Genomic DNA, 13,902 nt, shown 5'->3' on the forward strand with positions numbered 1-13,902 from the left:
TAATTTAATTTCCTATTTTAATATTTACTCCAGAGCCACTATTATTGTCGCTCTCCTTAATAATAATTGTTGAATTATTTAATCTATCAGAATAAGGTGTTCCAAGCTTTTCAATCAGCCTATCTATTCTTTCATCATTCAAAGAACCATCTTCATTTACTACTTTAGCATTGAATAAGTCTGAAATAATACCTTTATAAGTTCTTCCCCTTATTTCATATTTCAAATCTTTTCCTAAAAAAATCACTTCATTATATGTTAGGTTTCCATCTGGATTAGATTGGGTTCTAGCTTCTTCTCCGGGAACTTTCACTAATTTTATAAAAATAATTTCTTCTTCACTAGAATTATACAGTGAACAAATACCATCAAACATACCACAATCTTGGTAGGTCAACCATTGTTCTCCATCAACTAAAACATTACCTTTTTTAAGCTTAACTTTTTGCGCCAACACATTAGTTGAAGACGTTAAAATAAGCATTACGATAACAGCTTTAATTAACTTCATAATAATTAGTTTAACGCAAATTCTCTTTTTAACTTATTCAATTTATTGGCAATACTTGCGTTGTACTGAATATCACCAACACGTAAAATGAAACCACCTAAAATGCTTTCATCTATTATGTTTTTTACTTCAACCTGTTTGCCTGTAAGCTCTTTAACTTTAGCAAGTACCTTAACCTTTAAATCATCGGTCAATGGAACTGCAGTTGTTACTGTGGCTATTTGAGTTCCTTGCAATTCGTCGAATAGGCGATTGTAATTCACTGCTACAGCTTCTAATAAGGAAATTCGCTTATTAGCAATTAAGGTATCTATTAACTTTCCTGTAAGCGCATTAGTATTATTAAACACTTGCATCAACACCGATTTCTTAACAGAAGACCTCACAACAGGACTTTGAAGCATGTCACGTAAGTCTTTATTTTCTGCAACAGTCAATGCAACCGCTTTCATATCCGCGTTTACAGCTTCGGCATTATTCTGCTCCGATGCCAAACTCAATATTGCCTTTGCATAACGTATTGCTGCTCTTGTACCTGCCATTTGGTATTAGTTTAAAATTGCTTCACCCAACATGGATTCAACTAACTGAATTTGTTTGTCTTTGTTAGACAACTCTTCACGAACAACCTTTTCAGCAATCTCTAAAGATAATGTTGCTACGTGGTTCTTTAATTCAGACATGGCTGCTTTTTTCTCACTTTCAATAGCTGCCTGGGCTTGTTCAATGATTTTATTTGCTTGAGACTGCGCCTCGTCTTTGGCATCCGCTATCATTTTAGTCTTGATATCTCTAGCTTCTTTTAACAACGCTTCACGTTCTGCACGTGCTTCGTTAAGTATACGCTCGTTGTCAGCATGTAAGTTTTCCATTTCCTTGCGAGCGTTTTCAGCTGAAGCTAAAGCTTTTTTAATACCTTCTTCTCTGTCTTCAACAGCGCCAAGAATAGGTTTCCATGCAAATTTTCTTAAAATGAAAAGCAAACACAAAAATGTTATTGCTGTCCAAAATACCAATCCGAATCCAGGTGTAATTAAATCCATTTCTTTTTTGTTTTAAATAACTTAAATTTTAAAATATTGAGGCAACCAACCGTTACCTCAATATTTAAGTAATCATTAAACGATTAACGCTGCTACAACGCCGAATAACGCTACCGCTTCTACGAAGGCTGCTAAAATTAATGCAGAAGATTGAATCTTACCGTGCATTTCTGGTTGACGTGCCATAGCTTCCATAGCAGATCCACCAATTTTACCAATACCTACACCAGCTCCAATAGCTGCTAAACCAGCTCCAATAGCTGCAATTCCAGTAATAGTCATAATAATAAAATTTAAATTAATTAATGATGCTCTTCTTCGGTTGCCATACCAAAATATAATGCTGACAACACCGTAAATATATATGCTTGTATTGCTGTAACAACTATTTCAATAATCCCAATGAATAATGAGAATGCCACTGAAACTGGAGCAACCGCAACTGTTTTAAAAATAAAAATTAAAGACATTAACGCTAAAATGATAATGTGTCCTGCTGTAATGTTAGCGAACAAACGAATCATAAGTGAAATTGGCTTTGTGAAAATACCTATCAATTCAATAGGCATTAAAAATATCTTCATCGGAACAGGAACTCCTGGCATCCAAAATATATGTTTCCAATAGTTTTTGTTTCCGCTAAACGTTGTAATAATAAATGTAAAAAGTGCTAATGTCATGGTAAAAGCAATATTACCACTTAAGTTTGCACCATTAAGAATTGGTATTAAACCAAATATGTTGTTTATCCATATAAAGAAAAATACAGTAAGCAAATACGGCATGTATCTTCTATATTTCTTTTCGCCTATCATAGGTTTTGCAATTTCATCTCTTACAAAAACCACTAATGGTTCTATGAAACCAGCAATTCCAGTTGGCACATTATCTTCAGACTTTCTATAGCGTCTTGCAGTACCAATAAAAATTAGCAACAACACCAAAATAGACACCCACATCATAAACACGTTTCGCGTAATAGAAAAATCAAGAGGCGTAACTGCATTGGTTGGGTGGTGTTCTGCATCAAATTCAACAGCATCTTCACCAGCATTTAATTGGTAAATTTTTTCATGAGATTTAACGAATTTCATACCATTCTTTTCTACAATAGTATGACCAGTATCATCATGATGAAATTCGCTAGACATAAATGTTACCAATCCATTGTCAGTCCAAAGTATAATAGGAAGGGGAATTGAGATGTCTTTTTGGTTCTCTTTTCCTTCATGTAAAGTAATGATGTGGAATTCATGTGCATCCTTAACGTGATGCATGATCATGTCCTTTGCATTAAATTCTTTATCTTCTTGAGTATCTGAATTTTCATTGGCAAAACCACTCAATGATGTTGCTAAAAACAATGCAGATAAAATGGCGCTTTTAAAGGTGTTTAATGTCATTATATTTTGCTTAAAAATACCTTGCTTTAAATTCCGTGCAAATGTACGTACATTATATTAATTGTCAAACAATAATTTCATGATTATTTTTTGAGCAAATTTCAGCAAAAAAGAACGTCTTATTAAGGGCGTTTGTTCAGGAATTTGGTGAGCGAAAAAACTTCAAAAAACAAATACAAAAAGTATGGGATAAAAAAGTTGAACACATCGGGTTGTTTATTATCCATTTCGGACAATAATAAAGGCAATAAAAACAAAATAGCTAAAACCATTTTTAAAAAAGTACTCATCATAAAGGTGTTAAAAATATCTGTTTTCCCTTTTGAGTATTTATAATTGATGATGGTATAAAGTGCAGTCGTAATGATAAAATGAAAAACATAAACTTGCCAAATTGGGAAGAAAAATGTTATGCCCTCAGCAAAATGAGATAGTAAATAAGTATGCGCGCCATACAAAATGAGTGTAAAAATCACATTTTGTATTAAAAAAGACATTTGTCTGCTATTGAATGATTGTGCCATTAATTGTCGTCTTTTGAGTTTGCAATAATACGTCTTATTACAAAAACAATAGCCAATATTACTGAAGATAATGATAGAATTATAGCGTAGAGATTGTGTTCGTTGGGAAATTTATCGTCCAATTTAACGCCTATAAAACTGCCAATCCCAATAATAGCAAACATTTGAATGGCTATGCTGGAATATTTAGCATAGGTGTTAAGCTGTTTGCCCTTGTTGTTTTGGCTTTGATTCTTGGAGTTCACCTTTATTAAACTCTTTTACGGCACCCTTCATGGTGCAATTAACATTAAATGTGGCACCAGGTTCAACCGCTAACTTGCCCAGAACCACTTCACCTTCAATGTGGGCTGTAGATTTTAAAGTCAACGTTCCTGAAAGTGTTAACTTGCCAGAAAACTTTCCCTCAAAATAAGCATCGGTTCCAACAAGAGTTCCTTTTACAAAACCTGATTTTCCTACAACTATTTTTCCTGGTGAACGTAGGTTGCCTTCTACATTTCCATCAATTCTAAAATCGCCATCACTCACCAAATCACCAATTACTTTAGTTCCTTGCGCAATAATATTCTGGTTAGAAGTGCTTTCCGTAGGTAGTCTATCTTTTTTGTTTTCTGAAAACATAACTTTTGGTTTAAAATAATTATTCTATACTCAAGTACTCATCCATATTCTTATGAACCTGAATGATTTTGTAGTTGGTTGATGAAGCTGCAAAATGCTGATGAATTATTTTATTCTTTTTCCGTTCTTCTAATGCACTAGCATAGCCCATTGCACCTTCTTTGCTTGTGAGTCCATGCACAACAACAAATGTTGTGTTTGGATTATAAACATCTACAGACAACGATAAATCAAAGACATTAACGGTTTCTATTTCCTTTTGAAGTTTTTCGGTAAAGTCTTTTATTTCATCTTCGGATGGTTCATTGAAATAATACACGATTTTAAAATTCTGTTCATCAGGATTGTCCACAAACTCTTTAGGGCTTAATTTTGGAAATAGCTCGTCAGTAATTACTTTAGCTTGAGCACCCTCCGGTGTATTGGCATAAGTGTAGGCAATGTACCCAATAGCTTTACTGTATTCCTCAAATCCATACAAGCGCCCCATAGCGTTTGCCTTCAGGAGTTCTAATTTAGGGACTATTTTTTCACCTTCAAAAATTGTTATGAATTTGTTGGTTTCATCAACAACAACTTGATATTCCTGATCTTCCAGTTTTTTGTACAGGCGGTTATAAACATGTTCAGGATTGCTATCGTCTTGAGCCAAAGCTGACTCTGGATTTAAGAGTATAGCCGCATACCGTGAATCTGGATAGTTTGTAATAATATCATTTTTGATGTTTGCTGCTTGATTGTCATATCCTTGTAAATCGTATATTTTATATAAATTATACTTAGATGGAAGAATTAATTTCTCATCAGGCTCCATACCTAAAAGCGTTTGGAATTTATCTTTTGACAAATCGTACTCCTTGAATTTCTCTTTATAGATTAGCCCTAACTGATAATAAGCTAAATTTCTTTCGGCTTTGATACTATCTATTTTCACTTGTTCGCTTGGAATTTGAGCCATATAAAATTCTGGATCAAAAAGCTCACTATCTTCTTCTGTTTTGGCTAATTCCAATGCTTGATTTCCTTTGGAAGATTTCATTAAACTACCCCATCGCCAATTGTCTTGAAGCTCTCTATCGCCCCAAATCTTTCTAAATTGATTTTTTCCGTAGGAAATAGTGGATGTATTATAAAAATAAAAAGTCGGCACGCCTCCAGGATTTGGCCCGCCAACTGGTCTAACGCCTCCAGAAGATCTGCTATCCGTATTACCAAAAGACTTACCATTTGCTTGTGCTCCTTTTTGAGAATCTGTTTTAACACCAAATGAATTACTGGTTTTGGCAGTAATTAAACCCTGATTTCGTTCAGCCAATTCCTGTCTTTCCTTCTCTTCTTCTGCTGCTTTCTTTAAAGCTTCTGTATATTCTGAAAAATAAGCATTTCTCTCTGTTTCAGACATGGCGGCCAATCTCAAAATACTATCGTTTCTGAAAGCCATATCTTCATAAAGAATTACATCATCAAGATTGTCTCTTTTACGTTTAATAACACGATAGGGCTTGCTATTTTCCACCATATTGAACATGGTACTGTCGTAATATGCTCCAGCTATTCTATATTCTGTATAATCAAAAAAGATATCCCCTAAAATTTCATAATTTTTAGAAACCAGTATCTGATCTGATGAGTTCGTTCTCAATGATTTGTTGTAGTATTCAACGGCCAAAGAATCAGATGCGTTTTTTAAATGATATTCACCAATTTGATGATAAATTTTGCCCAAAAACGGCCTGTTTTCTCGGTTCTCTTCTAACTCATGAAGTAACTCGAGCAGTGCAACTTTATCCTCATTGTCAAAGTCGAAGTTTTTAGCTTTTCCAACATATGCGGCAATCAAATAAGCTCTTGGTGTTTTTCTGTTTAATTCAATGACCTTGTCGAAAGCTAAATTAGCGCTGTCTTTATGGTTCAATCTATTGTATAATTGCCCTTGAATAAATCTATAACGCCCTCTTTCATCATGACTTTTGGTTGCCTTCGCCGCAGTTTCCAGTCGCCAAACAGCACTGTCTAACGCTTTGATATTGATATAGGCTTGAGCCATCATGGAAGTGGCGTCTGCTAAATCCTGACCCTCCAGTTCTTCCTGAAACATCAAGGTTTTAAGGTTTTTGATTGCCAATTCATTATTGTCCAATCGAATGTTTGTTTTTTCACGCCAAATTCTAGCATGATTTATATTATCACTGGCTGGATATTTATATAAAATATAGTTAAATGCTTGTAATGCTGGCACGAAACGTTGATCGAAATAACGTGCTTTGCCCAACAGCAAATAAGCCTCGTCAATTTGTGGGTTTTTTTCCTTCCCGTTGATGTTCATGCCATGCTTTTGAACAGCCTTAATAGCTTTCTCCTCAGCACGTTCAAAATTTTCATTTCTAGATTGACCGGGCAGCATGACCTCTTCAGAAATCTGCATGCGCTCTATTGGTAAAATCTCCCAATAGTTATCATCATAAGATTCATTGACTGTTCTTCTTCCTTCCTCTAATGCCAGATAACCATTATAAAGCGTGTTGTATTCCGCTGTTACTGCATGGTAATTTCGACTTAAAAAACTGTCTTTTTTACGTGAGCAACTTACGAATACAAGAGTGGAAAGTACTATTCCTGCAATAATTTTGAAAGATGTTTTCAACGTTGGCGTGTTTAACCTTATTAACTATAAACTGCTATTATTATTATGCAGAAAGGTAAAAATAAGCATCTTTTTGAATTATAGCATATTTTTAAAGGACTTTTACTTGATATTAAGGATAACACCGTTAAACAGCAAAAAGGTTCCGGTAGAAAGGTTTATTGAACGGCTTCACCAGAAAAGTGGGCTTCCAACTCTTTTAATGTTTCTGCGCTCGTTCTTAAATCTTTGACGATTTCGCCTTTTTCCAAAACTACAATGCGCTCACAAACATCGGTTACATGCAGCAAGTCATGGCTGGATATTAAAACCGTGATTCCTTTTGTTTCTGCTAAATTTTTGATAATACCTTTTAGTCTAATTTGAGTTGTTGGATCCAGATTTGCAAAGGGTTCGTCCAAAATAATGACTTCAGGATTTCCAATTAAAGCAGCCACAATACCGGCTTTTTTCTGATTTCCTTTGCTTAAATCACGAAGGTATTTTTTCTGACCTAGAATTTCACCATGGAAAAAGTCCTGAAATTGACTAACAAGTTTATCAACATCCGCCTTATTCTGTCCGCGTAATTCGCCTATGAAGTAAAAATACTCTTCGGCAGTTAGGTAGCCGATTAAAAAGCTTTCATCAATAAAAGCTGAAGTAAATGGCTTCCAGTCTTCACTTTCATGCACCAAAACGTTATTGTTTTTTATATGTCCCGTAGTTGGTTGAATGAGGTCCAGCAACAAACTAAAATAAGTTGTTTTGCCCGCGCCATTATTGCCAACCAAACCGAAACTTTGGCCTTTGGGTATATCTAAATGATCAATATTTAAAACAAGATTGTTATTGTATTTTTTTGAGAGGTTCGAGGTTATTATCATAATTTAATTTTTTTCTTTATAAGCTGCTAAAGTTTTATACTTTTCGGATTTGTAGATTTTTTCTATTATTTGAAATACTTTATTTTTAAATAAAAAGCCAAGTAATCCAAATATTGCAACCAACAGAAATCCTAAAACTTCGCCATGCAAAAAATGCCCTAAAGCATATATGACCATTGGTAACAATAATTTTGGAATTGTAAGAAGAAGTGTCTTAACATTAAAGGCTTTTTTGTCTCCAAATGCTTTTTTGTTTGATGTTAGATCTATAGGTGTTTTTATGTAGGCTCCACCCCAAAGAACAATATGGGAATTAACTCCCAAATTGTAAATAGCGCCAACGACTACAGCTGCATAAGCCTGCCATCCAAAATATAAGTAAAATGATGCTAAAATGGTGGTAACAATAGTAGCAATTACCATCAGAAACCATTTAGATTCTAAATATTCACGATATCTGATATTTTGACTCATCATTAATGGATAATAAGCACTATCCCAACTTGGAACAAATTGACCAAAACTGAACAGAAAGCCTCCCGACACAAATATTCCAGCGAATATCCTCCAAAAAGGACCGTCGTATGCTTCAATAGATCCCGTGAAAAACAAAAGACCATAAAAAATAAAAATAACACTCATCAGGACGGTTGTTTTAGATCGCTTGTTTCTTTTTATTAGCCTAATATCATTTTTGAGAAAGGTCGAAACACTTCCAAAACGGTCTAACCAAATCATGTTGTCCGTTTCGGCTATAGCTACTTTTTTGGCCAACCCAGCATCCAGATAGAAATTTTTTCTGAAATATCTGAAAGCCATCTTATAAAGAATGAATGCAAAAACTAAAGTAATTATTGACAAATAAGGCGTGTCATAAAACTCCTGAAAAATAGGAGCTGAATAAATTGTTATATCAAAAACATTGTAATAAATAGATGCTCCTAGAGCAATTAAAATAATAGCTACTGAATAGAAAACTGCATCTTTGTTGTTTACAAAAATATTTATGAAGTTATTACAATAAAAGAGGCCTAAAATTGCCAAATGCCAACCAAGAACATTTATAAAAGGGTGGCCTTCAAATATCAAGACAATTGAAAAAGGAATAAAAAAGAAGGCATGTACAACGTTAAAAAATGAAATCATAGTTTTATTGATTCCAAAGGATACAACCTGATTTTTCGTAAGAGGTAAATATAATAATGGCTTAATATTTAGTATGGGCATTTTTTGTAAAAAATAGCGCATAACCAAATCAGCTAGCAGATAAAAAATCAAACCCCTGTTTATGACCTTTAACGGATTAACCTTTATTTTTTCTTCTATAATATAATAGGCAAAAACTCCTAATGCCAAAAAGTATAATATCGCAAAAAACGCCCCTACAAACATTAAGATTTTTAGAATGAGATTCGTTTTAAATGATGCGGAACATATAAAGGATTTCCACTCTAAGTTTATAAACTGTTTTACCATAGTTTTAAGTTGGGATTTATTTATTAGTAATATTAAAGCACTTTTTGTTACAATCCAAACTACATTGCTAGTACTATTTCTTATTTTTGTCCAAAATAACATTTAGATGTCTCAATTCCATACACTCAAAATAAAAGAAATTCAAAGAGAAACCGAAAAAGCCGTTACCATCAGCTTTGAGGTACCCGAAAATTTAAAAGAAACTTTCCGTTTTAAAGCGGGTCAATATATCACTCTTAAAACATTTATTGACGGTCATGAGGTAAGGCGTGATTATTCTTTATGTGTCCCACCTAAAAGCAACGAACTAAAAGTTGCTGTAAAGGAAGTTACAGATGGTACTTTTTCCTCCTATGCCAACAAGGAATTAAAAGCTGGGGATTCATTGGACGTAGCGCCACCAAAAGGGCGTTTTATTTTTGAGCCTAACGATAAAAAAACCAAGAATATAGCCCTTTTTGCAGCTGGCAGTGGTATTACACCTATTTTAAGTATCGTTAGATGCGCTCTAGAGGAAGAGGTGCAAAGCAAAATTATTTTGGTCTATGGTAATAAATCTACCAAAGACACGATGTTTCTTAAAGAGCTTTTGGAATTACAACATCAATTTAAAGACCGATTTGCCATTCAGTTTGTGTTCAGTCAAGCCGATGAGGATGAAGCCATTTTTGGAAGAATCGAAAAAAGCACCGTCAATTTTGTGATGAAAAACAAGTACAAGCATATAGATGTTGATGCCTATTATTTGTGTGGGCCTGAAGGCATGATTCATGCTGTTAAAGATGTACTAACCGAACACCAAGTGGCTCAAGACCGTATTTATTACGAATTGTTTAAAGCTGCAAAATCTGATGAAACGACCTCAACAAATGGCGTTGCTGATGGAAATACTAAAATTACGGTAATTGTAGATGACGAAGAAACTTCATTTGAAATGTCACAAAAACAAACGATTCTTGAAGCGGCTTTGGACGAGGATTTAGACGCGCCTTATTCCTGTCAAGGAGGCATTTGTAGCAGTTGCTTGGCTAGAATAAAAGAAGGCGAAGCGACTATGAGACAAAATAACATTCTGACTGATAACGAAGTGGCCGAAGGTTTGATTTTAACATGCCAAGCTCATCCTACAACCCCAACTATTGTGGTGGATTATGACGATATTTAAACACTAAAGTAAATTAAATTCTTCTAGTATGAGGGCTAATCCGATTATAATAAGCCCAATGCCAGTAGTTCTAATTTTAAATGTAAGACCTCCTTGTTCTGATAGTTTTTCTTGATAATATTTAATCACAAAAAAACCTAAAGCAATTAATAATAGTCCTAAAACAATGTTCAAATAATCCATCAAACTTTAATAAATTTATTTAAATCAAACTCCTTACTTTTTCAACTATCGTTTCTACCGAAATGCTTCCTGCCGGTTGTTTGTAGTCTTCAGGGAATTTATTGCCGTAGATGGATGTGGGAATCTTTGGATATTGGTTTCTATCGGCCAACAAACAATACGATTCTGGTTGGTTAAAAGGTGCGAAACCCGCATATGGATGCGTAACACCCCAAATGGTAATGGTCTTTACACCCATCATGGCGGCCAAATGTGCATTGCCAGAATCCATGGACAACATAACATCTAAATTGGAAATCACGTCCAACTCTTCATCTAAAGTTAGTTGACCAGATAAATTAACAATGCCTTTTTCTTTGGATTCAAAATAGCTTAAAATCTGTGTTTCCTTTTTGCCTCCACCGAACAGCAAAACATGATACTCTAAAGATAATTTTTCAATGACTTGCTGCATTTGTTCCAAAGGGTACATTTTACTTTCGTGAGCTGCAAATGGCGCAATGCCAATACGTTTTTTATTCGGAGTCCCAATAAGTTTTAAACAGTTTTCACTTAAGGGCGCTGGTTTGGGAAGCGTAGGATTACTTAAATCAATAGGATATCCAAACGCTTTAAAAACATCCGCATAGCGTTGATGCGTAGTTTTCAGCTGTTCGAATATTTTACCTTTCACTAGCGCTTTTTTTTCTTTCCGCCCTTTGTGAATTGTAACTACTTTTCGGATTCCTAACATGGGTTTTAGAACTTTACTTCGCAATACTTTGTGTAAATCGGCAACAGCATCAAATTGTTGTTTTTTAAGTGCCTTAGCTAATTTGTAGAGTCCAAATAATCCTTTGTGATTGCCTTTTACATCGGCTGGAAAAACCGTGACATTTTCTAAATCTCTAAAAAAGGGAGCAAAGAATTTTCTAGTTAGAATGGTAATTTTTAAATGAGGATATTGATTTGTTAGCGCCCTTAAAACAGGAACTGTCATGGCAACGTCACCCATAGCTGATAACCTAATGACCAATATGTGGGTGGGTTTTGACATAGTATTTCAAAAAAGGATTCCTGCGACTAGTAGGAGGTATTACTTCTGCGAACGTAAAACAGGATTCAATTCGTCGTCATTGTACATTTTCATTTGCTTGTAAACTTTCATGTACTTATCGCCATTTTCAATATCGTCTAATAAAGTATCAATAGCAGTAGATAAATCAACTCGTTGTTCCAACAAAACATCCAATTTTTTTTGACAAGCTTCTCTATGAGATTCTGAAGCATCCTCTCGAGTCGCCTCTTCATTCATGTGATAGATCTTCAAAGCTAAAATAGATAGCCTATCTATTCCCCAAGCTGGACTTTCAGTATTAATAGTCGCATTGACTTTAGGAGTGACATCTTTATATTTTTCCAAAAAATAACTGTCAATGTATTCTACCATATCCGTACGGTCTTGATTAGAAGCATCTATTTGACGCTTTAATTTTAAGGCAGCAACAGGATCTATTTGCGGATCACGAATAATATCTTCATAATGCCATTGTACCGTATCAATCCAGCACTTTCTATATAACAAATGCTCCAGTAAATTGGAATCTTTGTCATATGGGTTTGTAAATGCTTGGTCTACAGTATTTATAATATGGTATTTCTCAATTACCTCCTGAAAAATTTTATTAGCCTTTTCTGTGAACATGATATCGTAATTTAAAACGCAAATATAAACCTATTTATTAACTTTACCTCTCACATAAAAACCAAAACAATCATGCATGTTCATAATCTTTCGGAGCAAAATTCTATTCTAAACACCTTCATTGCCGAAATGAGAAACATTAGTGTACAAAAGGATAGTATGCGATTTAGAAGAAATATAGAACGTGCTGGTGAAATATTGGGTTACGAATTAAGCAAGACACTCGATTATCAATCTTCTGAAATAACGACACCTTTGGGAACGGCAAAAGAAAACCTTCCCAACAATGATATTGTTTTATGTTCGGTTTTGAGAGCGGGAGTGCCAATACACAATGGTCTGCTCAATTATTTTGATAAAGCTGAAAATGCCTTTATTTCAGCTTACAGACATCATAAGCATAACCCTGAAAGTTTTGAAATTATTGTTGAGTATTTAGCTTGCCCAAACCTAGAAGGCAAAACATTAATTCTAGCAGATCCAATGTTGGCAACAGGACAATCAATGGTAGCGACTTTTGAGGCATTAAAGCCATTCGGTACTCCAAAAAATATTCATTTGGTTAGTGTTATTGGCGCCAAAGCAGGTGTTGATTATTTATCAAAACACTTTACAAAAGACACCCATTTATGGATAGCTGCTATTGATGACACATTAAATGATAGGGGATACATTGTCCCTGGTTTGGGTGATGCAGGTGATTTGGCTTTTGGCGAAAAACTACAGCATTAACGATACAAAGGGAGCTATAATTAAAATCCAAATTAGTACTTCTCGAAACCATTTCTCCTTGATCAACTCAATATAATTGGCCACAATAATAGATAATGGAGCAATTAAAAATAAAAAGTCTGCGCCTGATTTATTGGGTTTTAAAATAATTATTGCTAAAGCAATAAACGCTGCAATAAGTATTAAAATATAAGAGGCTTTATAGTTTTTGGATTTAGATTTTAGATTTTTCAAATAGAATAACAGTGACCACAAGAAATAAGTAAAATAAACAGTGGCTGCAATTATTATTTGGTTAGAGTTTAAAGTGCTAAAATCAAAACTAATCTCTGGCACGTAATAACCTATGGGCATAATGGGCTGATTCAATACAAGTGCCAAAGAAAACCCTATTATGAATACTGTTAATATCCCCAAAAATGGAACTATCCAGTTTTTAACATCCGAAATCTTATAAATAAACAATGCAGCAAAAATTAAAATATAGAACAACGAAGCCCAAAAACTCAAGAGGGTTGCCAACGTTATCCAAAAAGCTGCATCAAACAATTTCTTTTTTAAATATTTTTTAGATCTAATACTGATTATTCTGCGCAATGCAAACAATATAAAAAGATTCGCAATTAACACTTGATATTCCAAAAAAGCTTGGGGAATCTGAATAATTAACAAACAAAAGAGTAATAAATGGTAACTGTTCTTCTTTGTTAGGTTATTCTTACCAATCAAAAAATCAAAAATAAATAATGAGAAAAAGCACACAACAAACAATAACATTTGCTTTAGAAAGCCTGAAAGGCTAACTTCATAACCAGAAGATAAAATAACCGTTGACACAAAAACAATGAGTAATGCCAACACAATTATTACAAAGTGAATAGGTTTTGCTTTACTAAAAAACTTGGCAATCATCTATTTTGTTGAAACTTAATTTAGCAATAACCCTTCCTGATTCAAAGATTAAATACTAATATTCTGTTTGAATTATAAAATTTAAAATGAAAATATGTAATTTTGTGCAATAAATATATTGATAATACTTTGTTT

16 protein-coding genes are annotated in these 13,902 nt (G+C 34.0%); 2 read left to right on the forward strand and 14 right to left on the reverse strand.

Features of this window, described 5'->3' with window-relative positions; genetic code table 11:
• Positions 1-4 precede the first annotated feature (4 nt).
• The 11 genes from C1T31_RS01015 to C1T31_RS01065 form a co-directional block, all read right to left on the reverse strand.
• Positions 5-511, reverse strand: a complete 507-nt coding sequence (locus C1T31_RS01015; protein ID WP_103050605.1) for a hypothetical protein — start codon at positions 509-511, stop codon at positions 5-7.
• Positions 512-516: 5 nt separating this feature from the next.
• Positions 517-1,053 carry an ATP synthase F1 subunit delta gene (atpH, locus tag C1T31_RS01020; RefSeq protein ID WP_103050606.1) on the reverse strand — a complete coding sequence of 179 codons (537 nt, stop codon included), beginning with the start codon at positions 1,051-1,053 and terminating at the stop codon, positions 517-519.
• 6 nt (positions 1,054-1,059) lie between these two features.
• Positions 1,060-1,554 (reverse strand): F0F1 ATP synthase subunit B, encoded by a 495-nt coding sequence (locus tag C1T31_RS01025; RefSeq protein WP_103050607.1) that lies wholly within the window; start codon positions 1,552-1,554, stop codon positions 1,060-1,062.
• Positions 1,555-1,629: 75 nt separating this feature from the next.
• Positions 1,630-1,836 carry an ATP synthase F0 subunit C gene (atpE, locus tag C1T31_RS01030; RefSeq protein WP_103050608.1) on the reverse strand — a complete coding sequence of 69 codons (207 nt, stop codon included), beginning with the start codon at positions 1,834-1,836 and terminating at the stop codon, positions 1,630-1,632.
• 20 nt (positions 1,837-1,856) lie between these two features.
• Positions 1,857-2,957, reverse strand: coding sequence for a F0F1 ATP synthase subunit A (gene atpB / locus C1T31_RS01035; RefSeq protein WP_103050609.1), 1,101 nt, complete (start codon positions 2,955-2,957; stop codon positions 1,857-1,859).
• Positions 2,958-3,079: 122 nt separating this feature from the next.
• On the reverse strand, positions 3,080-3,481 hold the full coding sequence (locus tag C1T31_RS01040; protein ID WP_103050610.1) for a hypothetical protein: 402 nt from the start codon (positions 3,479-3,481) through the stop codon (positions 3,080-3,082).
• The gene (locus C1T31_RS01045; RefSeq protein WP_123912610.1) at positions 3,481-3,726 is read right to left on the reverse strand and encodes an AtpZ/AtpI family protein; all 246 of its coding nucleotides are present in this window, start codon (positions 3,724-3,726) and stop codon (positions 3,481-3,483) included. The genes C1T31_RS01040 and C1T31_RS01045 overlap by 1 nt, the downstream gene beginning before the upstream one ends.
• Positions 3,680-4,105, reverse strand: a complete 426-nt coding sequence (locus C1T31_RS01050; protein WP_103050612.1) for a bactofilin family protein — start codon at positions 4,103-4,105, stop codon at positions 3,680-3,682. Before C1T31_RS01050 ends, C1T31_RS01045 begins: the two co-directional genes overlap by 47 nt.
• A gap of 19 nt (positions 4,106-4,124) precedes the next feature.
• Complete coding sequence (porW, locus tag C1T31_RS01055) at positions 4,125-6,749, reverse strand: type IX secretion system periplasmic lipoprotein PorW/SprE (RefSeq protein ID WP_165780056.1); 2,625 nt, start codon at positions 6,747-6,749, stop codon at positions 4,125-4,127.
• A 158-nt stretch (positions 6,750-6,907) separates the two neighbouring features.
• Entirely contained in the window at positions 6,908-7,615 is a 708-nt protein-coding gene (locus C1T31_RS01060) for an ABC transporter ATP-binding protein (protein ID WP_103050613.1), read from the reverse strand.
• Positions 7,616-7,618: 3 nt separating this feature from the next.
• Positions 7,619-9,193 carry a DUF5687 family protein gene (locus tag C1T31_RS01065; RefSeq protein WP_317047279.1) on the reverse strand — a complete coding sequence of 525 codons (1,575 nt, stop codon included), beginning with the start codon at positions 9,191-9,193 and terminating at the stop codon, positions 7,619-7,621.
• Positions 9,194-9,197: 4 nt separating this feature from the next.
• On the opposite strand from C1T31_RS01065, the gene C1T31_RS01070 reads away from it, so the two are divergent.
• Positions 9,198-10,256, forward strand: coding sequence for a ferredoxin--NADP reductase (locus C1T31_RS01070; RefSeq protein WP_103050614.1), 1,059 nt, complete (start codon positions 9,198-9,200; stop codon positions 10,254-10,256).
• Positions 10,257-10,458: 202 nt separating this feature from the next.
• On the opposite strand, the gene C1T31_RS01080 is transcribed toward C1T31_RS01070, so the two are convergent.
• Together C1T31_RS01080 and C1T31_RS01085 are read right to left on the reverse strand one after the other, a co-directional pair.
• The gene (locus tag C1T31_RS01080; RefSeq protein ID WP_243398871.1) at positions 10,459-11,475 is read right to left on the reverse strand and encodes a glycosyltransferase family 9 protein; all 1,017 of its coding nucleotides are present in this window, start codon (positions 11,473-11,475) and stop codon (positions 10,459-10,461) included.
• A 39-nt stretch (positions 11,476-11,514) separates the two neighbouring features.
• On the reverse strand, positions 11,515-12,123 hold the full coding sequence (locus C1T31_RS01085) for a DUF4254 domain-containing protein (protein WP_103050616.1): 609 nt from the start codon (positions 12,121-12,123) through the stop codon (positions 11,515-11,517).
• A gap of 72 nt (positions 12,124-12,195) precedes the next feature.
• On the opposite strand from C1T31_RS01085, the gene upp reads away from it, so the two are divergent.
• Positions 12,196-12,855 carry a uracil phosphoribosyltransferase gene (gene upp, locus C1T31_RS01090; protein WP_103050617.1) on the forward strand — a complete coding sequence of 220 codons (660 nt, stop codon included), beginning with the start codon at positions 12,196-12,198 and terminating at the stop codon, positions 12,853-12,855.
• Here upp and C1T31_RS01095 read toward each other — a convergent pair.
• Complete coding sequence (locus tag C1T31_RS01095) at positions 12,844-13,767, reverse strand: DUF6427 family protein (RefSeq protein ID WP_103050618.1); 924 nt, start codon at positions 13,765-13,767, stop codon at positions 12,844-12,846. The two genes, upp and C1T31_RS01095, sit on opposite strands and share 12 nt — an antisense overlap.
• Positions 13,768-13,902: the final 135 nt, after the last annotated feature.

Source organism: Hanstruepera neustonica, from assembly GCF_002895005.1.
In the GTDB taxonomy this organism is placed as follows: Bacteria; Bacteroidota; Bacteroidia; order Flavobacteriales; family Flavobacteriaceae; genus Hanstruepera; species Hanstruepera neustonica.